This is a genomic window from Flavobacterium plurextorum, from assembly GCF_002217395.1.
In the GTDB taxonomy this organism is placed as follows: domain Bacteria; phylum Bacteroidota; class Bacteroidia; order Flavobacteriales; family Flavobacteriaceae; genus Flavobacterium; species Flavobacterium plurextorum.
This window is the reverse complement of the sequence record NZ_MUHD01000006.1, coordinates 71,117-95,145: the sequence shown is the minus strand read 5'-3', so window position 1 is coordinate 95,145 and position 24,029 is coordinate 71,117. Positions and strand designations below refer to the sequence as shown.

Sequence of the window (24,029 nt, the reverse complement as noted above, 5' to 3'; positions counted from 1 at the left end):
ATGGATAGAAAACAATTTTTAAAAACATGCGGTTTCGGCTGTTTGGCAACAATTACCGGAGCAACTTTATTGCAAAGCTGTTCTTCTTCACAGATTATTTCACGAGAGATAAAAGAGTCCGATCTTTTAGTTCCTGTTTCTGATTTCATAATTCAAACTGGAACAAAAACAGAATTCAAAAAGTATATTATCATTCAAAATGAAATATTAAAAGCTCCTATTTGTGTATATAGATTTAATGCAGAGGATTATTGCGCCATGTTTATGTTATGTACGCATCAGGGCGCCGAATTGCAGGTGTTTGGAGATAAACTGCAATGCCCTGCGCACGGAAGTGAATTCAGTAACCGTGGAAATCTGGAGAGTGGCCCTGCAAATACTGACCTGAGAAGATTTCCTGTAACGATAGATAATAATATTTTAATAATATCTTTAAAATGAGATCGAAACTAACATTATTGCTAACGCTCACTTTTTTATCTTATATAAATTGTTCTGCACAGATCGATCCTGGTTTATTAAAAAGAATACCAAAAGATACAGTAAAAAGCATCTTAAACATGGATGCTCTTTACAATAGACCAACATTGAATATAAACAAAACACCAATTTCTATTGGAGGGTATGTTGAAATGAACTGGCAAAAACTAACCACAGATGGAGTATCAGAAGGTCATCAATTTCAAGCCAGAAGATTATCTATTTTCATGTCATCAGCCATTAGTAAAAGAGTGAAATTTTTAAGTGAAATTGAATTTGAAGAAGGAGGACAAGAAATTGCAATTGAATTTGCATCTGTAGACATTGAATTTGATCCTTTGGTAAATCTAAGGGCGGGAATAATATTGAATCCTATTGGTTCTTTTAATCAAAACCATGACGGTCCTAAATGGGAATTTACCGATCGGCCAATTTCATCAACTCAAATGTTACCCGCTACATTTAGTAATGCCGGAGTGGGACTTTTTGGGAAAAAATATACAAAAAATTGGATGTTTGGATATGAAGCTTATTTATCAGGAAGTTTTGATAATTCTATAATTGAAAATACTGAAAATAAAACTTTCTTGCCAGCAGCAAAAAATAACCCTGAAAGATTTGAAGAAATAAATAGCGGCGAACCTTTATTTACCGGAAAAATAGCCCTTAGAAATAATAAAATAGGTGAACTTGGAATTTCATATATGGGTGGGATTTATAACAAATTTAAGGATGATGGAATTGTTATTGACAAAAAAAGACGTGTAGCTGTTTTCGCCCTGGATTTTAACACTACACTGCCAAAAGTCAAAACCTTTATCACAACAGAATTTGCCTGGATTTATGTTGATGTTCCCGAAACTTATTCTCAACAATTCGGAAATAAACAAAAGGGAGGCTTTATAGATATTGTACAGCCCATCTTGACAAAAACAATTCTGGGCTGGGAAAAAGCAACTGTAAATATTGCCTGCAGATTAGAATATGTAGACTGGAATGTGGGAAAATTTGAAGAAACAGGTGGCAATATTGGAGAAGATTTATGGAGTATAATGCCGGCTGTTAGTTTTAGACCAACCTCTCAAACGGTGATCCGCCTTAATTACCGTTATCTAAAACAAAGAGATATTTTTTCTAATCCACCCGCTGTCACCGATGGATTTAACTTGGGAATTTCTACTTATTTTTAAACAATAAAGCCTGCAGAAATTATCCGGCAGGCTCTTGTTTTTATTTGCTGGAATTATATTTTAATTTTAATGCCGGCATTTACTACAAATCCATCAAGAGGAGCATAAATGTCTTTAAAGACAGGGTTTGAAATAGTTCCGGTATAAATAGTTCCAAATTTGGTTTGTCTGGTATCAGTAAAATTTTCGAAATTAGCGAACACTGAAAAATTCTCCCAAAGTTTTTCGACCATAAAACCAAAAATCCAGTATTCTTTGCCTGTTGTGCCGTCATTTAATTTTTGAGCACTGTAATAATAGGCCTCTAATCCGGCTTTCCACTTATCTTCCACTTCATACATTAAAACATTATTGAGTCTGTGTTTAGCAGTTAGAGGATTTTCAGATTTTGTTCCGTTACTAACTATAGACGCATCAGTGTAGGTATAACCTACAAATAGTTTGAAATCTTTATATCCTAATTTAACATTTGTTTCGGTTCCTTTGGTATCTAAATATCCATCAACATTTACAAACTGATAAATGTCATTAGGAAGCGAAGTTAATATCAGCGGATTATCGACATTGGTATAAAAGAATAATTGATTCAATGATAATGAAATATCTTCGGTAATTTTAGTTTTATAGTTTACATCAAAGTTAACACCGTAACTTTTTTCAAGTTTATTGAAATCACTACTGATAGGAAGTACATTTTGATATTGAATACGCTCGCTTTCTTCGGTAAAAATAGTCGGTGTTTTGTAGCCTAAACCCCCGCCAAGCCGAGAAGTAAGTTTAGGATTTATTTTAAATAAGGCTGAGATTCTAGGTAAAAATGAGAATCCATAATCAACAACATAATCACCTCGAAGACCAGTCTCGATATCCAGCCATTCTTTAGCTTTGATGGTATTCTGAACAAAAGCGCCATAAGTTATCTGATTATAGTTTCTTAATGGAAAAGCTGTCTGACTGTTTTCAGTAAACTTGTCAGTATATAAATTTCCACCGGCGACCCATTCTGCAATTTCTCCATTTTTAGAATAGCTGATTTCAGAAAAGGTACTGTTCTGCAGACCGTCAAAAATATAATCAGGAATAGTTATAATACGGCTGAAATTATTAAAACTGTTTTTAATCGTGATAGATTCCTGTTCATTAAATTTATGAGTAAGGGTAAACTGAGTGCTTATTCTCTGCGTTTTATTTTTTTCGAAATAACTGTCAGGATACTTACTTTCGTCTTTGATATAGTCAATATTCCCGCCGATACGATTTTCAAAAACGGTATTGATACCAAAATTTAGTTTAGTATTTTCATTAAAATTGACAAAAAGCTTTGGATTAAAATTAAAACGTTCGAATTTCGGAATAGCGGTAAGCTGTATGTCAGCAGGGTCATAAGGAGCGTTTCGATCATGAGATGCAAAAACAGTCAATCCAATTTTATCAAACTGCTGTGAATAAAAACCATTAATATTCAAACCAAGGGCAGAAGTCCCATTAATTAGAAACCGCAATTCTCTTTCTTCAGTTGGGGTTTTAGATACAAGATTAACCAAACCTGCAATTGCTCCGCCTCCATAAAGGGTAGAGGCAGAACCTTTAATTATTTCAACCTGTTTTAAATCTAATGGAGGAGTCTGCAGCAATCCCAGTCCGCTTGAAGCACCTGAATAAACTGGAAAGCCGTCTTTTAGAATCTGGGTGTATCTACCGTCCAATCCCTGAATCCTAATGGAAGAATTTCCTGAAGTAGCTGAAGTCTGCTGGGTCTGGATTCCGGTACTTTCATTAAGCATCATACGGATATCCCCCGGCTTCATATTTGCTTTTTCTTCCAGTTCTTCTCCTGCTATAAATTCAACTCTTGTCGGAATATTGCTGATTGTTCTGGTTCCTCTGGTTGAAGTAACTATTATTTCTTTCATTTCTTCAGCTTCTTGGTCCTTGCTCTGCAATGTTATTTCTATAAAATTGACAGCTGAAGGTGCTTTAAAAAGCGTTTTGTTTGGAGCATAACCTTCTACAGATAATGTGTAATCTCCATTTTGAAGATTTTCAATAATGATATTTCCATCATTATCTGATGTAAAAACTGAATTAGTTTCTTCAATTTTTGCCAATGCACCTTTTATTGGTTCATTACTGGTATAATCTTTTAGATGGAATTTGATTTTATTCTGTGCTTGTGCAGTGCCAATAGTTGCTATTGCCACAATCAGTAAAATATATTTAAACATTTAATTTTCTTAATAATTAATAAACATAATATGCTTGAATGATCTAAATCAAACAAGACAAAAGTGTATTGTATTAAGCGTTTTTTGGAGGCTGCCAAATTTTACAGGTAAAAGAAGAGTCAACAAATTTATCATATGACAATACCTGCACCATTTGATCAGAACTAAATTCTAATTTTTCATTAACGATTATGTAATTAAAATTTATTGTAAAGCCAGCACAACTTCCACAGGAATAAAACGGAGAGCACTTTCCATTACAATCATTGCCACAATCATGTGAATTCTTTTCACAATTTTTCTCTACACTGCATTCTGAGTGTTTAGCATATGCAGAGCACGGTACCGTTGAAAGAAACAGTACAATAAACGATAATATTGTTGCAAATATTTTCACTTTGCGAATTTATAGATAATATTTACGATAAACTTATTTCATTAGAAGTTTCTTTAAATGATTTTATCAACTATCTTTTATGAATTATAAAAAAGCAATGCTTCATTTTTTTATAGCTTTTGTGATTAAAAAAAGCTCGTCTTATTTTAAAACAGCTTTATAGCAGCAGAAGAGTATGTTTATTTTATCAGTTAGCAGCATTTTTTGTCCTGCTGAATAGGCGGACAAGCAACACTTCCAAAACTACAGTATACACAGCAGTCGCCTTGATTTGGTTTAAGAACCTGTTTGCAATTTTCACATTCATAAAAAAACTGGCAGGCATCAATAGGCATTGTTTCTTCTTTCTTGTGTGTACAGTTTGGGCAGGTAATTATTGATTGTAATATGATTTTCATTTTATTTTTTTGTTAGTCACAGAATATCCTGTTGAATTAATTGCTTTTTCAATTTCAGTAATATCGGTTTTGGAGTTATCAAATTCTACAATCGCTTTTCCAGTAACATAAGCGGTATTTGAAGTTATTATTCCAATCAATTTATTCACTTCGTGATTTACGTGTTGCTCACAGCTTGCACAAGTCATCCCACTAATTGAAAATTCCACTTTTTGGATTCTGGCTTTGTTTGCTACTATGATTTGCTTTTCTATTTTTGGATAGAAAATGTATGAATAGTAAGGAAAGGCCAACATAACAATTACAAATACAGTAATTATACCTAGAAACATTTTGGAATGAGTGAATTTTGGTTTTTCCTTAGCATCGCATTCACAATTAGTTTGCGTTTTAGGTTTTAACTTTTGATACCATGCAAAGCCAATAATTAAAATGGTAAAAATGATAAAATAAGGTCTGACAGGTTCAAGCCGGGAAAAAGTTGAAGCTAGTCCGCCTGTTCCGGCAATCAGGACCAAAACAGGAGTTATACAACACAAGGATGCTGCAATTGCAGTGAAAAATCCAGCTCCAATTAGTTTGTTAACTGTTTTCATATCGCTTCTAAAATTTTATTTTCTTCAAGTATTTTAAAAAATGGCTGCAGAATTTTTGTGTATTCCACAGTCAAGGAATAGAAAATTGTTTGTGCCTCTCTTTTAGTTTCAATAAGTTTTCTGTCCTTTAATTTTCGTAGATGTTGAGATATTGAAGAAATACTCATATCCAGAATATCACTTATATCACAAACACATAATCTTTTTTCTTCATAAAGTAAGAAGAGAATTTTTAGCCTAACATTATTACCCGCTAATTCAATTCCATTTGATAAATGCTCAAAAGAATCATTGAGTTCAGATACTCTATTTTTACAGCTGTTTATTTGCTTAATATCTGCTTTTTGTCGTATACAAGTACTATTGTCCATGATGCAAATATACATTATTTAATTATTTAAGCAATTGCTAAAATAATCAGCGTTAATTTTAAGGACTTTTACTTTTACTAAAAATTAGATTTTGAAATATTTGCAAGTATTTATAAAATCGCTATAAACTATAGATATACAATATATTTAAAATTCTTTATAATTTTTTGTTAAATTATTGTAAGTCAAATATTTAATACAATTTCAAATGCATATACTACGTAAATATTTTTCTTAAAGTGTTTAAAATATTTTTGAAGCAATCATTATTTTCTAGTAAAGTTAATTTGTCTTAAAATTTTATTAACAAGTATTTGGAAGCCGTGCTTGTATTTATCTAACAATGGTTTAAATCCTGAGTAGTAGCCTCAAAGAATATCAAAATCATTTTTAATACAGGTTAAAACTTATAGAATGTAGAACAAAGTTATACAAAAATGCTAAATGCTTCGATTTAACATTTTTGTAGAGTGCCCTTTTAACCAATTTGTGAATTATTTTTATGAGGTTTAATACATTTTCGAACCTAAATACTGTAACTCCTGTAAATACTAATGTCTATTTTTAAAATAATCACTGTTCCAAGATTTTGCCACAAACTAATAATGTCAACAAGTAAAATAATAAGAGGCTTGACAATCTTAATAAAAAAAATGATAAACAAACCATTTTTTTGACTACAGTTAGCAAGAGGTTCGGAGTAGATTGATCATATAATTTTAGTGTAGAAAGAGCATCTGAAATATGATTGTAATTATGTTGTAAAGTGTTTATTATTATTTAATTTGCATGAATTGTTTAAGGACGAAGTTCTAAATTTGCTATCTATTTTAAACCCAATTTCAGTGGTTAATTGATTTTGATATTAGATGGTTAATGGTAACGATTTTTGCACTAATTGTTATTTAACTTATAGAGTGGTTTATCAATTATCGAAAGTGTTTAAAAATAAAATACTAAAACACAAACATCGTTAGTTATATTGCGATTAGGTAATGAGCAATATAACTAACGATGTTGTTCCGTTTTAAAGCGCCCCGCAATTGCCCGCCCGTAGGAAGCTCAATTGCGGGGCGGCGGGCATCAGCCCACCATTATTGGTTCTGTTTTAAAACTTCCCAGATTCAGAAAAAATCCTCTATGACCAGTCATTCCTTCACGAAACAACTTCCATAAAAGTGATGCTCCCATACTGGAAAGTGTGGCATTTATAAACAAATCCTGTTTTTCGAGTGCCTCGGCAAGGGAACAGCTCGGCTCATTGTTATCGCTCTGCGCTTGCAGTAATTCCTTAAATTCATCAGTTACCATCGGAAGACTCGGCACAGTCCTGTATAGTTTGGAATCAGGCTGTTGAATTTCGCTGATGGTAGAAAGTATCGCCTGTCCCGTATTTTGAGCATTGCCGAGATCAAGCCAATATAGGGATTTGGTACGTTCAAAATCGCTGTTTACATTACAATTCAGCAGGAAATCTGCAATATCAAAACGTGCCGATACGGTATCCACACAACTTACATAGAGGTTTGCCCTGCCACGATTGGGCAGGGATTTCAGATTCTTTGTTGAGAACTGCTCTGTTACGGCTTTCCAATTCGTTCCGAAAAAACGGTTGGTGCGGTTGATGAGTGCTACGGCTTTAGGAAGTCCGACCTCAGTATCAGCAAAAAGCTGGCGTCCCTGATTGGCATTAGTGACTACATCATCATCAAATAAATTGACCTGCAATCCTGTATGACCTAAAGCAATAAGGCTGTGGTTCATTCTTGCGAGTTCTGTCAGCATCCTGCTTCCTGTTCCTCCTGCGCCAATCAGGTTTACTGTTATGGGATTGGTTGGATTTATAAGGTAATTGTGCGTATAATGTATTGTTTTTTGTGTGTTCATGATAGTATATTTTTAATTGTTAAATCATTTTTGAGTAATGATTTTATCGGAAACGGTTTATCGCTACCCATAAGTTTTTGCCAAAGCTGAATAATGTTTCCTTTTACAGGACTTTTATTTCCAATGAGGTGACTGAAATAGCTGTTAAAAAAATACTGCTCCCAAAGTGACATAAACTCTTCCAAATGGCAGTTGGGCTTTATGTTAACTGATACCGTTCCCATACAGACCCTGCCATCGGTGTATACATTAAAAAAGGGTGCATGATATAAATTAGTCTGTTCGTTTATCTGCGTTTCGGTATCCATTGCATAAATATAAAGGGTGCTTTTAGAAGCTTTCCACAGCAAAGGCGGTACGAATGCATCGCCGTTTTTTATCCCTAAACTTTCCACAAAAAACAAACTGACTTTTTGGGCAGGCGTGAACCAAATAGCAGAACCGTTATGGTCAGGATTGAGATGCAGTACATTTTTAGGTAACAGTCCTGATGGTTTTAGAAATTTACGTGTGAGTTCGTCTGACGTATCAAGGGCACTGGCGAGCTGTGTACTTTCTTTAAGGTTTAAGGGATGGGCGTTTATGGGACAGCCATTTTTATCCATGTCATACGCTTCCACATAAATGGATTTTTCAGCGGAATTTTTCTGATAGACTACAAAGGCTTTTACAGGATTGTATAGGCTTCCGAATTTTTGGGTTATATCTCTCATGGCATATTGTTTAAAAGGGTGCATAAATCATTTAGAAGCGGAAAGAGCCTGTATTCAAAATCAAGTGCTTTAGGTGTTAATTCGTTTTGGGTATCATAAATCTGCAGGAGTGTAGGTTCTTCTATTTCGGAGCATTCATTAAATTCATCATTGATTACCCGTGCGATATTTTCATAAAGTACTCCATCGGTATCTGCGATAAAAGAAATATACTGTTCTGCCCTTATAATCCCTTCCTCACTTTCAAATTCCCGATTCGATGTATTTTGAAAAATTGTACCTGAAGGATATTCGAGCATTAGTGCCAATGCCTGTTTGGCAACGCTCAGACATTCTTTTTCGAAACGGTTATTGCATTTATAATTGCCGATACGTTTTTCAAAAACACTCAAATGATAGGTATTGTACATTTTGCGGTGCATCACATCTCCATAATAAGAAGCCGTGTTTAATTCTGAAATCATACTAGTTCCACCTTGGCACTCTTCATCCTCCAACTCATCAATGAGCCATTCTTCCATGCATTCATAATGATAATACAGACAACTGCTGTCTTCCCTGTAATAGGGAATCCCTGCAATATGGTAGAGATAAGCAAAAACAGACAGCAGTAATTCTGCGGTTGGTTTTTGTCTGCTGTCCTGTAACAGCCTGTACAGGGGCAGTACAGGAATATAGTACAGCGTATTGCAAGTATTATAAATATGTTTGGTTGCTAATTTTACACTCCCATCATTTTCCTGTATAATTGACAATTCAATATCGCGACCCAAACCGTTAAGCTGTTTCTGCGCATCTGAATGTGCCAAGAGTATATTATAGGGATAGGATTTGCCTGTGGTGTCCAAAACTTTAAAACCATACAGTCTGGAAAGAACAGCAAGCGAACTCAAAAAATCTTTTTCCACCTGATTTGGCTTTGGTACTTTTTTACCCATTTCGAATACCGGCAGAAAGGAATGTCTTAAAAAACCATCGGCAAAAGGTCGAGTGGAGCGGAACTGTTCGGGTTGTTTTTTACTTCCTGTGCATCGGGAAGCCTGTCTGCGTTTTCTGCCCATGTCCCTAACTGTCTGTATAGTCTGCATAACTTTTTATTTTTGGGCAGTTTGATACTGCCTGTTATCGTTATCGTTTTCATGGTTTATCCTTTTGTTCCAATCTGTGATACAAATTTGTATTGCACGGCATCATCATTTATAACGGGTCCCTCTATGGATGCGGTTGTCAATATTGGATAGGTCTGGGCATAAAAGTTCAATACCGCTTCGGGACTGAATGACGGGGATGGGTCAGCGAGTTTTATCTCTGTTTCTTTATCCCTGAAAATAAATATGCGTTCTAAGGTGGTGGCTGTTAACATGGCTCTTCTGTATTAGGGTCATTGAAAAGGTCTATTGGGAATTTATCGGAAAGCTCTGCTTTGCGGGTGTGAATAATGTCTTTATACTCAGGATAAAGTTCAGCAGACGGGACTTTCATCCATGCCTCTTTAAACTTTCCTGCTGTTTCAAGTTCTTCTGCTTTTTTCATAGCAGATTCGTACTGTTTCTGCAATTCGAATTTTTCTTTGTCCATCTTCAGAATGTTGTCTTTTTCCATCTGCGAGGTCACTTTTGCCTGTTCTTTTTCTTTAAGGAACTGCTCCATATTGGCAAAAAGCTGTGCGGTATCTTGTACAGGCTGTGCAATCACTTCAAAAAATCCTTTGTCAAGTTCCTCAGCCGTACCTTTAAGCAGAATAGGCGGTACTTTTTTACGGGCATCATCGCCAATGGCATCGTTAAAGAATAGTACCGATACGATAAGCCTGTCAGTATCTTCCCGAGCTATGTTTATTTTCCAATTCCCTGCTACCTGCAAAGAAAGGACTGCTTTAAAAAAATTGGTTTCCATTGCTTTACTATTTTGTTTCTTTTACCTCTAAATCGCTAATTTTTATAAGTTTTTCATACATATCCTGCCAATAGGCTTGTCGTTTCTTATCAAACTTTTCAAAGAGTTTATCGGTATGGGAAAAATTTCTGAAATAATCTGCCTGCTTTATTGCTTGGTTTAAATTGTTAACCTCTACATTTTCTCCGTTTTTATCTTCTATCTGTATCATGCTGTCAGGGTTTAAAAGGAGAGGCAGTTTCTGCCTCTCCTGATTGGTTAATTCAGAATCAAAGCATCTGAACCTTTACTTACAAAATCCACACAAAGATTAAAAGCCGATTGTGTGCGAATCTGCGCTGTGCCACCCATCAAAAGGGAGGTTAATTTGGCTTCTTCATCTTTGTAATTTCTCATATTCTGGAAGTAGCCCGTTACGGCGTTGTACGCACCAAAGACAGTTCCTTTAGTTGTCTCCATAAGCTGTGTGGGGTTGTTCATAGCATACTCGAAAGCACTATCAACCATATTGGTAAAACAAGTTGAAAGTTCATTCTCTTTACCATCTTGTATGGTTTTAAGCACTTCTTTGCTCGGAACAAGGGCAGACTGTATTAGTTTTTTAACTTCATTGTCCGTGATTCGGATTTTTGTCCAATGGTTAAAAATGGATTCCATCTGCGCTGAGAGCCTATCGGATATGCCCATTACTTTGTGCGCCTGTTCCAAACGCTGTTTAGCATTAGAAGTATGACGAATACGAACGGTATTGGTCTTGTTGTTCATAGCGGCATTCAGCGTATTGTTGCATACTATTCTTATGGGCGTGAATGCAGCAGTTATGCTTCCGCTTCCGTCATGGGAAGTGGTCAGGAAAAGATATTTTTCAATCAAGTCATCATTACCGACCCTGATATAATCGGGCAGTTTTGCTGTTATAAAAATGCGTTCTCCTTTTCCGAGTGCTCCTGCGGTTTCGTATAGGATACCGTCACCGCCTACGATACTATCAAAAAAAGAAAAGGCATCCCTGTTTTGTACAATCTGGTAATCTTTACCAACCACACCAAGTACGGCATCATTATCGGTGCGCACCGTACTGAAATAATTCGGGACTTCTATTTTATTGTGAATGCTTTCATTATCCAAAATAATTTCGGCTGAAGTAGGTGTAAACAACTTTCGTTTTTCTACTTCATAATCCAAACCTGCGTGTAAAATAGCTTCGGCGCTTGTTGGATAATCGGTAATGATCTGTCCTAAATTGTGCCATGCTGTTTGTTTAGTGCTGAAAAAACTGTGTTTTCCTGACTGCTCGTTGTAATTTATATTATGTGCCATGATGTTAAATTTTAAGTTATTGTTATATTTGTTAAAAAGGTACATCCTGTGCTTTTTTTGCTTTCTTTTCCTTTACTGTTGAACTGGCTTTAGCTGTTTCTTCTTTTTTAGGAAAAACCAAAATTTTAATGTTATTGGTATGAAAGGTCAAAGTACCCACTGCTGTACCTTCGCTGTTATTGTACACATTCAAACCAATGCGCCCAAAGAGCTGTACGAGTGTTCCTTTTTTAAGCCACTGTGCTGTTTTAGCATTCAGCCAATAGTAACAATTGATATAGGTTGTTACTTCTTTTACTTCGGTACTGCCTTTAGGCTTATAGGTGTCATTGATGGCAATACTGAAATTGACCACTTGTTTTTCGCTGTTCACTTTTTGAACTGACGCATCCCCTGTTACTCGTCCTGTGATTTCCATAATTTTAATTTTTAAAGATTACTACTGTTTACTTTTTCTCTAATCCTGCCTTAACAAAAATTGTTTTCAAAAGAAAAAACGGAAAAAAAGAAAGCAAGATGCCAGTGGATTAAGGATGCGCAAGTGCTATAAGTCCCGAAGGGTGGCAAGGAAGCGCCGCCATTATGCGCACGCAGCATGCTTGAGCCACTATCTTAGCTGCCCTTTTAGTCCGTTTCGAGTGAAAGCATCTACTATAACTCAATAAAGAAGTAAGACATAACTATACAAACTAAATTAGGTAGTGAAGTTCTAGCTGCAGAAAGACAAAAAACATTCTTTTTAGCTATTCAGAATATTGAAGGAGATAATATTTAAAATTCTCGTGAATTAAACGTTATTGTTTAAACGATAAAAAAATGTAATCTAAATATTGTTATATTTGTTATTAAACGAAAATATTAAGATGAATAAATTAGATTTTTCAAAAATTGGATTTGATTATGGATTGAGGCCTCACTTAATGTTAGTTAGTGATCCTGAATTCTCAGTTTTATTTAAAGCAGCAAAATGTATCGGTTTAAGTTATGAGTTTTCAAAGGGTGAAAAGGATTTAATCAAGCCAGAAGCACTTTCATTTATGTTTGAAAATGAAAAACCTGCTGAAGACTTTTTTAATATATTATTAAACTGGATTGATAAATCGAATGGAGATGGAGATGCTGTAGCTTTGGATTTTATTGAAACAAATGAAGGTGGTTATGCTATGGGAATTTCACCTGATATAAAAAGATTTATTGATCGTATGGTTCCGAAAAGCCATAAAGAAAAAGTTTCTCCGGTTGCTATTATGTGTACCCAATTCAAGGAGATTCCAACTTTAAGTAAAAACTACCTTACTTTTAAAAATAATATAAATAATATAGACCAATTTTCTATCGGATATGTTATTGTCGAGAAAGAAAAAATCATAAAAAAAAGTAAAAAACATTTTATTAAAACAGAATTTAGCTTTTTTGAAGAAAATAATATTCCTGAAGACCATATGTTAGTCTCATATCGCGCAGTAAAAAAACAATCTGATTTTGTAAAAAAGTCTACGATAAAACGTCCAAAAGTACCAGTAAAAGAAATTGGGGAACGAAGACTTTTAGAAATGAAGTCATATCTTCCGTTGACTTTGAATAGATTAAAAAATAAATGGCTTGAAATCATTAGAGAAAAATTAGAGAAAGAATATGAAAATGATCAAATAGTTCAGGCTATTTGTAACTTGACAATATTTGAAAGACTAAGGCAAAATGCTGATCTTACTTCTGATTTTTCAGGTCACGGATATCCAAACAATATTTTAGATTACCTTTTATTTACGTTTGAATCATTTGACAGCTATTATCCTGATGATGATTTTTATACGGAAGATAAAATTATACAACAAATCCAAAATGATAAAAACGAACTAGAACAATATTTTAATAAACCTTAAAACTATGCTTACAATTTTTTCAGCAGTGAGTGCTTTTGTATTGGCCTATAAAGCTGATATTGCCACTAAAGTTATAGCCAGTGCTACTTATGATGTTTTAAAAAACACAATTGATTTTTCATCCTTAAAAGAAAGAATTAAGAAATTCTTTAAAAATGAGACGGAGGTTGATACCTATTTAGAAACTATATGCAGCCAAAAATCAGTAAATACTTCAAAACCACAGAGAGACATTGAAGATGTATTTGAATCAGTAACAGGGGAAAAATATAATGAAGATATCTTTTCGGAGATTAAAGAATGGATCAAAGAAAATGAATCTGTCCTAACACAAGTGTCCACAATGAAATTTAATAATACTAACGGCTTTAATATCGGAGTTCAGAATGCTAAAAAAAATATTATAAATATCTCTGGAGATTATAAACCCAACCAGAAATAATTTATGAAAAATGATATACCCTTACAGAGTGCCCATACTATATATAATGTAGCGGGAGGCTTGCATATAAATAATTCTCCTGAAATGCTTGAACTTCTTAATAAGCAAAAACAGGAGAAGCTTCAGGAACTATATTCTACACCGTTTTTTGAAGCATTGTCCGAGGGACTATCAAAAAAAAAACTTATTGAGAGAAAAGACAAGGTTTCAAAAATTCAAGATGTTTTAGAAGAACATAATCAATTGATCTTTTATGGAGAACCCGGTATGGGTAAGACAACCATATTATATCAGTTTGCAAAAAACCTTGAAAATGTCATCTATATTTCTGTTAAAGATAAATCTCCCATAAGTATCTTTTCGTATTTAATAAATAAAATTCGTCAGCTAAACGATGACGATTTGCTTGAAGTGGTTGATGTTGATCAAGCCGTTGAATGGCTTCAAAGTAGTTTACAAAAAACGAGCGCTACGATAATAATTGATGATTGCGAGCAGCTTTCGGATACTGTAGCAAAAATTATACCCCTGGAAAAATTCAATAATCAATTTTTATATGCAACCCGAAACAAAAATATTTTTTCAAAAGCGGGTGTAATAACTTATGAGTGCAAAGCTTTTATCGATTCGGAAATAAAAACTTTTTTGAACTCTCATGGCAAGATAGTTGGTGCTTTAGAATTCAATGAAATCCGAAAAGCATCGAAAGGTAATCCTTTGTACCTCTTCTACTTAACTAACTTCCAAATTACTTCATTGCCTGAAAGTTTAATTGCTTTTCAAGAAGCAATTTGGAGCGACTTAAAAACATCTGAACAAGAAATTTTAATACTAATTTCAGCTCCTCATTTTAGTATAAATAGTTTACAATTATCAGAAGTTCTTTCGTTTGCATCACCGCTGGAATTTTCTAAAGTGATTGAAAATTTATCTACATTGGTCTCCAATATAAATGGTTCATTGCATATTTTTCATCCTACCTTTAAAGAATTTGTTTTAGATAAGATAAATGATAAAGGACTACTTGGACATTATTTGATAAAACTTGGTGATTACTTTTTATCCAAGGATGAAATAATTCAAGCAACCTATCTCTTAATTGACTTAGCTCCGGAAAAAGTTGATAAATATTTGTTTGATGTTTTTCCAAGATTACTAGATTGGGGAGAACTTTTTTTTGCTGTAAAAGTTATAAAAAGAACTCTTAGTAAGGTTAAGAAAAATATTGAGAAAGGATATTTATACTATCATTTAAGCCATGCAAATCATCTACTTGGAAATAAGGCAGAATCACGTTCGGAATTAGATCATTCCATTTCTTATCTTGAAAAGGTAAAAAATAAAAAAATGCTAGCAGCTGCATTGATATTTAAAGCAGCTGATTTAGTTGAACAAGGATGTATTTCTGAAGCAACTGAAATGGCTGATAAAATTTTTTCTAATCTGAAAGAAGAAAATAAAGAAGTAAAAGCTCCATTATTAGTTACTCTGGCCAAAATTTATGTAGATATGTCAGAAACAACAAAGGCCGCAATGGTTAGTAAGGAAGCTTTTGAAATTTTCGAAGAGCTTGGAGACAGAAGAGGAATGATAAGCAGTTTAGCTAATTTAGTTTCAAGTCTTGCTCATGATGATACGTATCATAATGATGCAGAGAAATATGGTTTACAATTATTGGAAATTATAAAAGGTGACGATACTGAATTCTCCATTGAAGTAATCATTTTAAATGCACTAACATCAATTTATCGAAAAAAGAAAAAATTTGAGAAAGCAAAAATGCATTGCAAAAAAGCAATAGAACTTTGTCAAAAATATGAGATGAAGGACAGAGCAATTTTGAATTTAATTAATTTTGGTAATATCTTAAGGGATGAGAAAAATATTGAAGGAGCCAAGGCGATTTATAACGAGGCATTAGTTTATACAGTTCAGTATAATATCAAAAAAGATGAAGGCCGGGTTTATTGGATTTTGGCGAGTGTTGAAGCAGCGGATGGAAATTTAGAAGTTGGTCTTGAATATGCTGAAAAATCTTTTACCGCATGTTCCGCAGTAAATTATTATTACGGTATCGCTAATGCATTAAATGAAAAGGCAGAAATATTAGAATTACTTGGAGAAAATACCAAAGCGGCTCAGGCGTACGAAGATTGTGCTAATTATTATGCTAAAATTAAACAATACAACCAAAATTATAGAAGCAATACAGCTAAAGCTATAAATCTGTATAAATCTGTCGGAGCAAAAAAAGAAGCCAATATTTTAACTACAAAATTAATCGAAGATGCATTTGTTGATGAAGATTTTGATGGTATTGAAGAGGTAATAAGCAATGATTCCTCAGATGAGTCTGTTGTAGAGAATTTTAGAATTTTATTTCAAAAGTATTTTTCTCATTCAGATAATCACAATAATATAATTCAGCAATTTTTATCTTTTGTTGAATTTTGTAAAAAGCAAAATAAAGGAAAGGGCAAGTTACTTTTTAAAGAATTCCTAAATATCATTATTGATAGCGGTTTTAAAGCTAAATATTCATATAGTATCTTCGGATTAGCAATAGAACAATCTGAAGATCTATTATCAGATCAAGATTTAAATTTTATTTTCTCTCTACTTGAGAATTGTTTGCCTTTTCTATCATGCAGAACTATCGATGAGGAATTTCAAATATTGGTAAGTATAGCTGGTAAAATTAATTTGGAAATTAAAGTAATTTCGGATGAACTTATATGCAAAAAACTTGCTTTATCTTTATTAATGCTGCTTCATGAAAAACCAGATCTAATTGTTAATGAAGACACTATGAAAGAAAAAAGGTGTGGAATCTTTTTTTTAACGCATAACCCAGAAATGGAAAAGATTTTAAAAAATGAAATTCCAGCAAAAAGTAAAATTTTTACAGAACATTCACAGTCTGTTCATATGGGAAAAGCAGATTATTCTATACTTGAAATGATAATAATAAGCCCTGAATTTGAAACACATTGTAACCTGTCAAAAAATTCTGATGGTAAGGGTTCAATGTATTTCTATGTAAATACCATTATAGGCATAAAAGAACATTTTTATCATAGTAAAATTAGAGATGACACTAATAAACGTAAACCTATTGTTCAAACCATTGCAGGTCTTCTTGGTTATACTGATTTAGAATATAAAAACCATAAGGCTGATAATTTTTCTCTTGATTTAAGTAAAGTTTCGGGATTAGCTACATTACAAAAAAAATAAAATTTTACTATTATGGAATTATTATCCTTATTGAATGATCCTGTCACCAATGTACCAATTCATTATAACAATGAAGGTTTTAGAAATGCAATCGCTTCAAAATTAACCGATTTTAAAACTTTAGTAGATAACTCAGAAATGTTATCATCACATCCTGATTTGAATTATCGAGATGTAGGTGATTATAAAAAAAAGATTGCAGTTCTAATTAACGGGCTCCTCAGGACAATTGATAATTTTTATAAAGGTAAACCGGCTCAGGCTTATATAACTTTCAGGAATACAATGAAAGCCATAAATATAACCGAATATCTCGATAAGAATTCAAGGCTACCATCAGGAAATAATCTTTTCCGTATTAGAACTGCCAGTGGAAATTATCCACTTAGCAAAGACGAATTATTTCATATTCCATTTGAGAAACGTGGAATAGTAAAATCACAAAGATTTAGTATTCCTGGGCTCCCATCTCTTTACACAGCAAATTCTATATATGTTGCTTGGGAAGACATGCGCAGGCCAAATATCGATTCAATTCAAGCAATTAGATTAGTTAATCAACATGATTTACTACTACTAGATTTAACTACAGATATATATAATAGTTGTTTAGAAAATAATACCCTAAGAGCAGATGCAAATACTTCTCTATATAAGGTTTTAACCTGGCCCTTAGTGGCCTGCTGTTCAATTAAAGTTAAAAATTCAGAAGATACATTTAAACCAGAATATATTATACCCCAACTTTTACTGCAATGGGTTTCTGAAAACCTTGATGGTATTAAGTATTCGTCAACCCATATTGACTTAAACAAAGTAAAACACACCGGAACATTTCATAATGTAGTTTTACCAGTCAAAACTTTTAATCTGGATGTGGGTTATTGTGGTCATTTAAAAACACTGTTTAAAGGAACTGATGTACTTCCAATGCAATTAAGACAATTTGCAACTTATAACGATCGCTTTAACCATCAGGCAAGTATAAGAATGGATGTTAACCAAAATGTTAGCGAATTGGCACTTATTGAGGGGACTTCCCAATTTTACTCTCAAACACTATTTGGGATTTTGGAACACGGTTTAAATGGCCTTGAAGTCCATGATTTATAGTGATTTTTATTATTCATAAAAAGAGTGACAGTAAAATTTAAAAGATTTATTAAGAATGAAAAATGCTGACGATAAAATTATATCTAATCTTACAATAAGACTTACAAATAGAGTAACTGGTAACTGTATAGGATCAGGAATTGTATATTATAACGACCACTTAAAGGACTTGGTCTATATTTTTACTTCTGCACATTGCTTATTTCAAGACGGAGATGGGTTTCAAGAACCTTTAGAAGAAATAAATATTGATTTTTATAATTCCAAAGATGACTCTTATTACAGTACAACCAAAATAATCGATAACCGATTAGTTTTTAAGGAAGCTGATAAAGATGTTGCGGTACTTGTTTTTGATAAGAGTGAATTAGAATCCCATATAGGACAAATACCTAAAATATTATGTGTAAACCATAGGCAGTCCTTTAATCAATTTGCTGTTAAAGGATTTCCAAATGCTACTCAGGGTAAAGAATTAGATGTGATTTTCCCGACTTGGAAACAAGAGATGACGGAAGTTCATAAATTTCAATTACAGCTGCATGAAGATTATAACTCATGGGCAACAGAAGGTTTTTCAGGTAGTGGAGTTTTTCTAGAAGCAAACGATGAAATATATCTTTTTGGGATTTTTACTCGTTTTAGACCCGAGGATATGGGAAAAGTCATTTATTGTCAATATTTGGATACTCTTAATGAACTTCTTAATAACTGTTATTTTCCACCGATCACATTTTCATTTATGGGAGGACAAGGGTTGATACCCTCATTTTTCAAGCAAAAAGTAGAATTAGCTATTGAAAATCTAGGTCCTAGATTTAATGAAAAACTAAATTTCAGATTACCTATAGCACTGAAATTTAATGACATTTCAAAAGATCAGAATTTCAAATCAAGAACATTCAAAATTTTCGACGACTGGATCAGTGAAAAAAGTTACCATACTCTATTTGAAAATGAGCATGTAGGCGAGATAGAAAAAAAACTTGTAGCATTTCGTCAGAAAGTTAAACAATGGCTATCGGACATTGAATTCAAAGCAGATAAAATCTTTGACCCAGAATGGATTCTTATTGAAATCAATGTATTTAATGAACTAACAAATGACAAAACAGATCAGTTGTATCAACTTAGAAGACAAAAAGAAAGTGAAATAAAAAATATAAAAAAAGAATACAATTATCGAGAACCATATAGTGCTGAAATTGAAAGGCTGTGGGAAATGCGTAGGGATAATAATACTTTTTTAGGAAGGTTAGAGAATGATATCGATATCAGACTTGCAAACAATCCTTTTCTTATTATAAAAGGTGAAGCTGGTTGTGGTAAATCGCATTTATTGGGAGATGTAGCAAATGAGAGGATAAAAAAAGATATCCCAACAATTCTATTACTGGGACAGAATTTTACTAGTACTAAAAGCATATCTGCGAATATTCTTGAAAAGCTTGATCTTCAATGCAGTTTTAAAGATTTTTTGACCAGTCTTAATGATATCGGGGCTCAGATAAATTCCCGAGTTCTTATCCTTATTGATGCTGTGAACGAAAGTAAAACATCTGATTTATGGACAGATAATCTTGCAGGATTTATAAAAGAAATTTCTACCTACCCTTTTATAGGGCTTGTATTAACAATACGCTCAACCTATTTTAAATTTGTAATACCGGAAAGTACTCGTAAAAACGAAGAAATAACATTTTTAACACATGAGGGGTTTAGAGGTAATGAATATGAAGCCTTAAAATTATTTTGTAACTTCTTTGGGCTCAAACAGCCAACATTTCCAATTCTTGCTCCAGAATTTACCAATCCTCTGTTTCTGCAACTAGTCTGTATTGGCCTAAAAGAGTCTGCAGATAAAGCTTTTCCGTTAGGATTTCATGGAATAAAAGAAGTCTTTGATATGTACATTACATCAATAAATATCAAATTGCTATCAAAAATTGAATATGCTAACCGTACAACTCTTGTTAGAGAAGCGATTAACAAAATTGCTGCCCTGTGTTTTGAAAAAGGAAAAAGAATTCTCTTCTTACAAGAAGCTGTAGAGCTTTTTGATGAAGAATTTTCAAGGTTTCCTAATTTATTACATGATTTAATCCAAGAAAATGTTCTTACAAAGAATATGAATTATAACTCTGTAAGAGATAAACATGAAGAGACAATCTATTTTGCCTATGAAAGATTTGGAGATTTTTATATTGCGGAAGAATTATTAAAACCTTACAAATCAAAAGAACAAATAGTTACAGCATTTGAAAAAAATACTCCTCTTGCCATTCTATTTGATAAGTACTATAATTATGGAATCATCGAGGCGATAGCAGTTTTGCTCCCCGAAAAATATGAAATTGAGATTTTTGAAGTTTTTAACTGGATGATTGATGAAGAAAAACAATTTGACACTTATCGTAACCATACCCACATGATAAGCAATTATTTTCTTAAAAGTCTCACGTGGAGATCAATCGATAGTATTAATTCTGAAAAATTAAACGATTGGTTATCAAGTGCCGTTTTTTTGGTAGATAATGATGATTGGATTCATAAATTACTAGAGTTCACCGCCATCCCTGGGCATCCATTAAATAGTGACCGCTTGCACCATGGTTTAAAAAAGTATACAATGTCAGAACGGGATAGTTTCTGGCAATCATATCTTTTAGCTTTCGGAGGTAATGACGATTATGGAAGTGCTTTTCCTATTAGACGTTTAATTGACTGGGCTTGGACAAAAAATATTTCTCCAAATTTGGATTATGAAACAGCACGACTTACAGCTCAAAGCTTATCCTGGGTTTTAGCAAGTACCTGTGTGGAACTTCGCGATAAAACAACAAAGGCCATGGTCAATCTTCTAGAGAATCAACCGCAAGCATTAATTTCTACGCTAAAAGTATTTAGGCGAACTAATGATATGTATATACTGGAAAGACTTTATGCTGTTGCTTACGGCTGTATTCTCCGGACGACGCAAAAGGAATCGATTTCAGAAATAGCAAAGTATACCTATTTTTCTATTTTTAAAAATGGTAAACCGCCCAGAAATATATTACTCCTTGATTATGCAAGAAATATATGTGAATATGCTTTTTATCGAAAAACAAACTTAAATTTTGATATGACATTAGTACGTCCGCCTTATCAGAGTAATGTTCCATTTTTCCCAACCAAGAAAGAAATTCAAAAATATGAGATTCCGTATAATAAGAAGACTGAAAAAATCCAGTACAAGAATTCTTTTAATCAAATTTATCATTCAGTGATAAGCGGTGATTTCGGTAATAAAATTGTGAATACAGCTTTAAGTTCATTTTCCCCTTTAAAAAAGAATGCTGATGAAGAAATGAAAAATTTCTCTAAATCGCTAAATAAAAGTGAAAAAAAAATACTTAAATTGATTTCACAAAACATCGAATTAATTTTTTTATATAGTGAAAAACGCGATAGAAATTTTACTTCTGAATTTTCTGATAGTGAAAAAGAATTAGCTGAAAAAATTAAATCTTTGGAAGATTTTCAAGAGAATGCCCTTGGTACTTTTGCTACAGAACAAAGAATATGGTTAGATAGAATAGGAATACCATACATGCAAATTAAAATAAAAATAAAGTATAGGAACATGTCTTTATTTTCTACAGCTCCTATCAAATATTGGATTGTGCAACGAGTATTTAAGCTAGGCTATAAAAAAGATTTACATGGTGAGTTTGACTCTGGAGCCGGTAGTTATAATAATCGCCATAACAATAAAGTTGAACGTATTGGCAAAAAATACCAATGGATTGCTTTTTATGAAATTCTTTCAATTATAGCGGATAATTATGAAATGAAAAAAAGATGGGATTCCAGAAAACATAATTATTATAACGGAGCCTGGCAGCTTTATACCCGAAATATAGATCCTGCTTATACAAGCTTAAACATCAATGAGGATAATATAGAAGATGACCTTGGGATTGTTTACAATGAGAAAAAGTGGTGGGGAGAACCTACATACACGCATTGGAACGTTCCTTCTAATATATGGGCATTCCAAATTGAAGACTTGCCAATGGGTAAGGATGTCATTGTCAAAAAAGATCCTGAGGATGTTGAGTGGTTACATTTGGAGCATTATATTGGATGGAGACAACCCAAGAGCCTAGGAGAAGATAAATATTTTTCTCCCCACAAACATATAGAATATTTGATTCAAGCATATTTGGTAAAAAAGAAAGATAAACGAGCAATCGTAACATACTTGTCGGATAAAAATTTTTTCGGACTTTGGATGCCTGAAAATCATGGTACAATAAGCCGTTTAATCAATCGAGAAAAGTTTTGGTCGCCAGCTTATTTTGATGAAGGACAAGAAACTAAATGGGAATTTATTCGGGACACTGATTATAAAGTTATTGTTGCTACAACATCAGCAAAAGGAAGCATGGAAAATGATAAATCTGATGCAAATTTTGAATACAACATTCCATGTCAGACTTTATTTGAAGGATTAGGATTGCAGTACGCATCCAACGATGGAGATTTTATAGATTCAAGTGGAGATTTAGTTGTGACAAACATCAATCCTAAAGGGGTTCTGATTCGCAAAGATAAACTTGTTGAATTTCTTACTAAACATAATCTGGAAATAATCTGGATTATACTTGGAGAAAAAATTTCAGATTTAGGAAATCAGGATTATGATTTTGGAGTTCCATGCGGTGTTTTCTCACTTGAAAACGGGATCGTTAAAGGAGAAATGCTAATGTATGAAAGAGACTAAAATGAAAATATATTTTTACCAAGCAGAGTGCGGAGATGCTTCACGAATTAATTACAAAGGAGATGATAACCAAAATCATAATATTTTTATTGATTCTGGATATGAACGAACCTTTAACCATATTCTCTCGAAAGAGATTGAAAAACTAATTACCAATAAAGAAATTATTGATATGTGGCTCATTTCTCATATTCATGATGATCATATTGGAGGCGTAATAAAATATCTTACTACAATTAAAAGAGGGGAATTTACTGATATTGTTGAAGAATGGTATTACAACCCCCCGAGAATATATCCTGCTTTAAAAGTCATTTCTGATGAAAAAAAAATCAGTGAAATAAAAAGTATTGATCAGGGTGACCAACTCTATAATTATTTGAATCAGAAAGGAAAAATTAAAAACTTTGACATAACATCTGAAATTACCCTTCCCCTTATTTTTGGTATGGAATTTAAGGTGCTCACACCATCAGTTGAAAAAATTAATAAACTTCGGGAGAAGTATCGTTTACCCATAGTTCCACTTCAAAAAAATGAATCTAGCGAAATCAGCGAGGCCAAGAAACCCAAAGAATATGACTATAATGTCAGGTTAGACGACTTTGATCTTGATTTTTGGGATGAAGATACATCTGTTGAAAATGGCAGTAGTATTAGTGTCTTGACTATTTTTGAAGGAAAGAAAATTTTGTGGCTTGCAGATTCACATCCTTCGGATATAGTAAGGAGTCTAAAAACAATGGGGTATTCTAAAAATAATAAAATTAAATGTAATTTGGTTAAAGTAACCCATCATGGAAGTAAGGCAAATAATTCTAATGAACTTTATGATCTTATTGACTGCGAGAATTATTTAATGAGTGTTAATGGAATTAACAAAGATTATTTACCTACTAAAGAATCAATGGCAAGGATAATAAGAAATAAAAATAGGTCAATAAACTCACACTATAAATTCTATTTTACATACGACAATAAAATACTGCGTGGAATATTTAAATCCGATGAAGAAAGTGTTTTTGAAAAATGGAATTTTGATGTCCATTATCTTACAGAGGGAGAGTATTATGAGTTTGAATTATAGTAGTTTATAATACGGTTCTTAAAAAT

At 33.0% G+C, this 24,029-nt stretch carries 21 protein-coding genes; 8 read left to right on the top strand and 13 right to left on the bottom strand.

Annotated elements, in window-relative coordinates; all coding sequences use genetic code 11:
* Both B0A81_RS04195 and B0A81_RS04190 read left to right on the top strand, forming a co-directional pair.
* Entirely contained in the window at positions 1-441 is a 441-nt protein-coding gene (locus B0A81_RS04195) for a QcrA and Rieske domain-containing protein (RefSeq protein ID WP_089056852.1), read from the top strand.
* Positions 438-1,670 carry a hypothetical protein gene (locus B0A81_RS04190; protein ID WP_089056851.1) on the top strand — a complete coding sequence of 411 codons (1,233 nt, stop codon included), beginning with the start codon at positions 438-440 and terminating at the stop codon, positions 1,668-1,670. Before B0A81_RS04195 ends, B0A81_RS04190 begins: the two co-directional genes overlap by 4 nt.
* A 53-nt stretch (positions 1,671-1,723) precedes the next feature.
* Here B0A81_RS04190 and B0A81_RS04185 read toward each other — a convergent pair whose 3' ends face one another.
* The 13 genes from B0A81_RS04185 to B0A81_RS04125 form a co-directional block, all read right to left on the bottom strand.
* Positions 1,724-3,895: a TonB-dependent receptor gene (locus B0A81_RS04185; RefSeq protein WP_089056850.1), complete on the bottom strand. Its 2,172-nt coding sequence runs from the start codon at positions 3,893-3,895 to the stop codon at positions 1,724-1,726.
* Between the two features lie 73 nt (positions 3,896-3,968).
* Complete coding sequence (locus B0A81_RS21945; RefSeq protein ID WP_089056849.1) at positions 3,969-4,292, bottom strand: DUF6660 family protein; 324 nt, start codon at positions 4,290-4,292, stop codon at positions 3,969-3,971.
* A gap of 191 nt (positions 4,293-4,483) precedes the next feature.
* Positions 4,484-4,690 (bottom strand): GDCCVxC domain-containing (seleno)protein, encoded by a 207-nt coding sequence (locus B0A81_RS04175; protein ID WP_089056848.1) that lies wholly within the window; start codon positions 4,688-4,690, stop codon positions 4,484-4,486.
* A complete protein-coding gene (gene merTP / locus B0A81_RS04170; protein ID WP_089056847.1) occupies positions 4,687-5,286 on the bottom strand; it encodes a mercuric transport protein MerTP in 600 nt (199 codons plus the stop codon). Before merTP ends, B0A81_RS04175 begins: the two co-directional genes overlap by 4 nt.
* Positions 5,283-5,657 carry an ArsR/SmtB family transcription factor gene (locus B0A81_RS04165; protein ID WP_089056846.1) on the bottom strand — a complete coding sequence of 125 codons (375 nt, stop codon included), beginning with the start codon at positions 5,655-5,657 and terminating at the stop codon, positions 5,283-5,285. The genes merTP and B0A81_RS04165 overlap by 4 nt, the downstream gene beginning before the upstream one ends.
* 1,083 nt (positions 5,658-6,740) lie before the next feature.
* Positions 6,741-7,544, bottom strand: coding sequence for a PRTRC system ThiF family protein (locus B0A81_RS04160; protein WP_089056845.1), 804 nt, complete (start codon positions 7,542-7,544; stop codon positions 6,741-6,743).
* A complete protein-coding gene (locus B0A81_RS04155; RefSeq protein ID WP_089056910.1) occupies positions 7,541-8,257 on the bottom strand; it encodes a PRTRC system protein B in 717 nt (238 codons plus the stop codon). Before B0A81_RS04155 ends, B0A81_RS04160 begins: the two co-directional genes overlap by 4 nt.
* On the bottom strand, positions 8,254-9,345 hold the full coding sequence (locus B0A81_RS04150) for a hypothetical protein (protein ID WP_123922158.1): 1,092 nt from the start codon (positions 9,343-9,345) through the stop codon (positions 8,254-8,256). The genes B0A81_RS04155 and B0A81_RS04150 overlap by 4 nt, the downstream gene beginning before the upstream one ends.
* 56 nt (positions 9,346-9,401) lie before the next feature.
* Positions 9,402-9,620, bottom strand: coding sequence for a PRTRC system protein C (locus tag B0A81_RS04145; protein ID WP_089056843.1), 219 nt, complete (start codon positions 9,618-9,620; stop codon positions 9,402-9,404).
* Complete coding sequence (locus B0A81_RS04140; RefSeq protein ID WP_089056842.1) at positions 9,614-10,153, bottom strand: prtrc system protein e; 540 nt, start codon at positions 10,151-10,153, stop codon at positions 9,614-9,616. Before B0A81_RS04140 ends, B0A81_RS04145 begins: the two co-directional genes overlap by 7 nt.
* A 7-nt stretch (positions 10,154-10,160) precedes the next feature.
* Positions 10,161-10,364 carry a hypothetical protein gene (locus tag B0A81_RS04135; protein WP_089056841.1) on the bottom strand — a complete coding sequence of 68 codons (204 nt, stop codon included), beginning with the start codon at positions 10,362-10,364 and terminating at the stop codon, positions 10,161-10,163.
* A gap of 47 nt (positions 10,365-10,411) precedes the next feature.
* Positions 10,412-11,473, bottom strand: coding sequence for a DUF932 domain-containing protein (locus B0A81_RS04130; RefSeq protein ID WP_089056840.1), 1,062 nt, complete (start codon positions 11,471-11,473; stop codon positions 10,412-10,414).
* Between the two features lie 31 nt (positions 11,474-11,504).
* Positions 11,505-11,891 (bottom strand): single-stranded DNA-binding protein, encoded by a 387-nt coding sequence (locus tag B0A81_RS04125; RefSeq protein ID WP_089056839.1) that lies wholly within the window; start codon positions 11,889-11,891, stop codon positions 11,505-11,507.
* A gap of 445 nt (positions 11,892-12,336) precedes the next feature.
* Between B0A81_RS04125 and B0A81_RS04120 the strand changes: the two genes are divergently transcribed.
* Genes B0A81_RS04120 through B0A81_RS04095 form a run of 6 tightly spaced genes read left to right on the top strand, consistent with a single transcriptional unit; the run spans position 12,337 to position 24,003 of the window.
* Positions 12,337-13,356 carry a hypothetical protein gene (locus B0A81_RS04120; RefSeq protein ID WP_089056838.1) on the top strand — a complete coding sequence of 340 codons (1,020 nt, stop codon included), beginning with the start codon at positions 12,337-12,339 and terminating at the stop codon, positions 13,354-13,356.
* A 4-nt stretch (positions 13,357-13,360) separates the two neighbouring features.
* Positions 13,361-13,798, top strand: coding sequence for a hypothetical protein (locus B0A81_RS04115; RefSeq protein WP_089056837.1), 438 nt, complete (start codon positions 13,361-13,363; stop codon positions 13,796-13,798).
* Positions 13,799-13,801: 3 nt separating this feature from the next.
* A complete protein-coding gene (locus B0A81_RS04110; protein WP_123922157.1) occupies positions 13,802-17,035 on the top strand; it encodes an NB-ARC domain-containing protein in 3,234 nt (1,077 codons plus the stop codon).
* 12 nt (positions 17,036-17,047) lie between these two features.
* A complete protein-coding gene (locus B0A81_RS04105) occupies positions 17,048-18,148 on the top strand; it encodes an RES domain-containing protein (protein WP_089056835.1) in 1,101 nt (366 codons plus the stop codon).
* 55 nt (positions 18,149-18,203) lie between these two features.
* The gene (gene avs2 / locus B0A81_RS04100) at positions 18,204-22,916 is read left to right on the top strand and encodes an AVAST type 2 anti-phage system protein Avs2 (RefSeq protein ID WP_089056834.1); all 4,713 of its coding nucleotides are present in this window, start codon (positions 18,204-18,206) and stop codon (positions 22,914-22,916) included.
* Positions 22,903-24,003, top strand: coding sequence for a ComEC/Rec2 family competence protein (locus tag B0A81_RS04095; protein WP_089056833.1), 1,101 nt, complete (start codon positions 22,903-22,905; stop codon positions 24,001-24,003). Before avs2 ends, B0A81_RS04095 begins: the two co-directional genes overlap by 14 nt.
* The last annotated feature ends 26 nt before the right edge of the window (positions 24,004-24,029 follow it).

Excerpts from the sequence above, each read along its gene's own strand:
- B0A81_RS04195 (WP_089056852.1), top strand. The coding sequence starts at position 1 with ATGGATAGAAAACAATTTTTAAAAACATGCGGTTTCGGCTGTTTGGCA.
- B0A81_RS04190 (WP_089056851.1), top strand. The coding sequence starts at position 438 with ATGAGATCGAAACTAACATTATTGCTAACGCTCACTTTTTTATCTTAT.
- B0A81_RS04185 (WP_089056850.1), bottom strand. The coding sequence starts at position 3,895 with ATGTTTAAATATATTTTACTGATTGTGGCAATAGCAACTATTGGCACT.
- B0A81_RS04175 (WP_089056848.1), bottom strand. The coding sequence starts at position 4,690 with ATGAAAATCATATTACAATCAATAATTACCTGCCCAAACTGTACACAC.
- merTP (WP_089056847.1), bottom strand. The coding sequence starts at position 5,286 with ATGAAAACAGTTAACAAACTAATTGGAGCTGGATTTTTCACTGCAATT.
- B0A81_RS04165 (WP_089056846.1), bottom strand. The coding sequence starts at position 5,657 with ATGGACAATAGTACTTGTATACGACAAAAAGCAGATATTAAGCAAATA.
- B0A81_RS04160 (WP_089056845.1), bottom strand. The coding sequence starts at position 7,544 with ATGAACACACAAAAAACAATACATTATACGCACAATTACCTTATAAAT.
- B0A81_RS04155 (WP_089056910.1), bottom strand. The coding sequence starts at position 8,257 with ATGAGAGATATAACCCAAAAATTCGGAAGCCTATACAATCCTGTAAAA.
- B0A81_RS04150 (WP_123922158.1), bottom strand. The coding sequence starts at position 9,345 with ATGCAGACTATACAGACAGTTAGGGACATGGGCAGAAAACGCAGACAG.
- B0A81_RS04145 (WP_089056843.1), bottom strand. The coding sequence starts at position 9,620 with ATGTTAACAGCCACCACCTTAGAACGCATATTTATTTTCAGGGATAAA.
- B0A81_RS04140 (WP_089056842.1), bottom strand. The coding sequence starts at position 10,153 with ATGGAAACCAATTTTTTTAAAGCAGTCCTTTCTTTGCAGGTAGCAGGG.
- B0A81_RS04135 (WP_089056841.1), bottom strand. The coding sequence starts at position 10,364 with ATGATACAGATAGAAGATAAAAACGGAGAAAATGTAGAGGTTAACAAT.
- B0A81_RS04130 (WP_089056840.1), bottom strand. The coding sequence starts at position 11,473 with ATGGCACATAATATAAATTACAACGAGCAGTCAGGAAAACACAGTTTT.
- B0A81_RS04125 (WP_089056839.1), bottom strand. The coding sequence starts at position 11,891 with ATGGAAATCACAGGACGAGTAACAGGGGATGCGTCAGTTCAAAAAGTG.
- B0A81_RS04120 (WP_089056838.1), top strand. The coding sequence starts at position 12,337 with ATGAATAAATTAGATTTTTCAAAAATTGGATTTGATTATGGATTGAGG.
- B0A81_RS04115 (WP_089056837.1), top strand. The coding sequence starts at position 13,361 with ATGCTTACAATTTTTTCAGCAGTGAGTGCTTTTGTATTGGCCTATAAA.
- B0A81_RS04110 (WP_123922157.1), top strand. The coding sequence starts at position 13,802 with ATGAAAAATGATATACCCTTACAGAGTGCCCATACTATATATAATGTA.
- B0A81_RS04105 (WP_089056835.1), top strand. The coding sequence starts at position 17,048 with ATGGAATTATTATCCTTATTGAATGATCCTGTCACCAATGTACCAATT.
- avs2 (WP_089056834.1), top strand. The coding sequence starts at position 18,204 with ATGAAAAATGCTGACGATAAAATTATATCTAATCTTACAATAAGACTT.
- B0A81_RS04095 (WP_089056833.1), top strand. The coding sequence starts at position 22,903 with ATGAAAGAGACTAAAATGAAAATATATTTTTACCAAGCAGAGTGCGGA.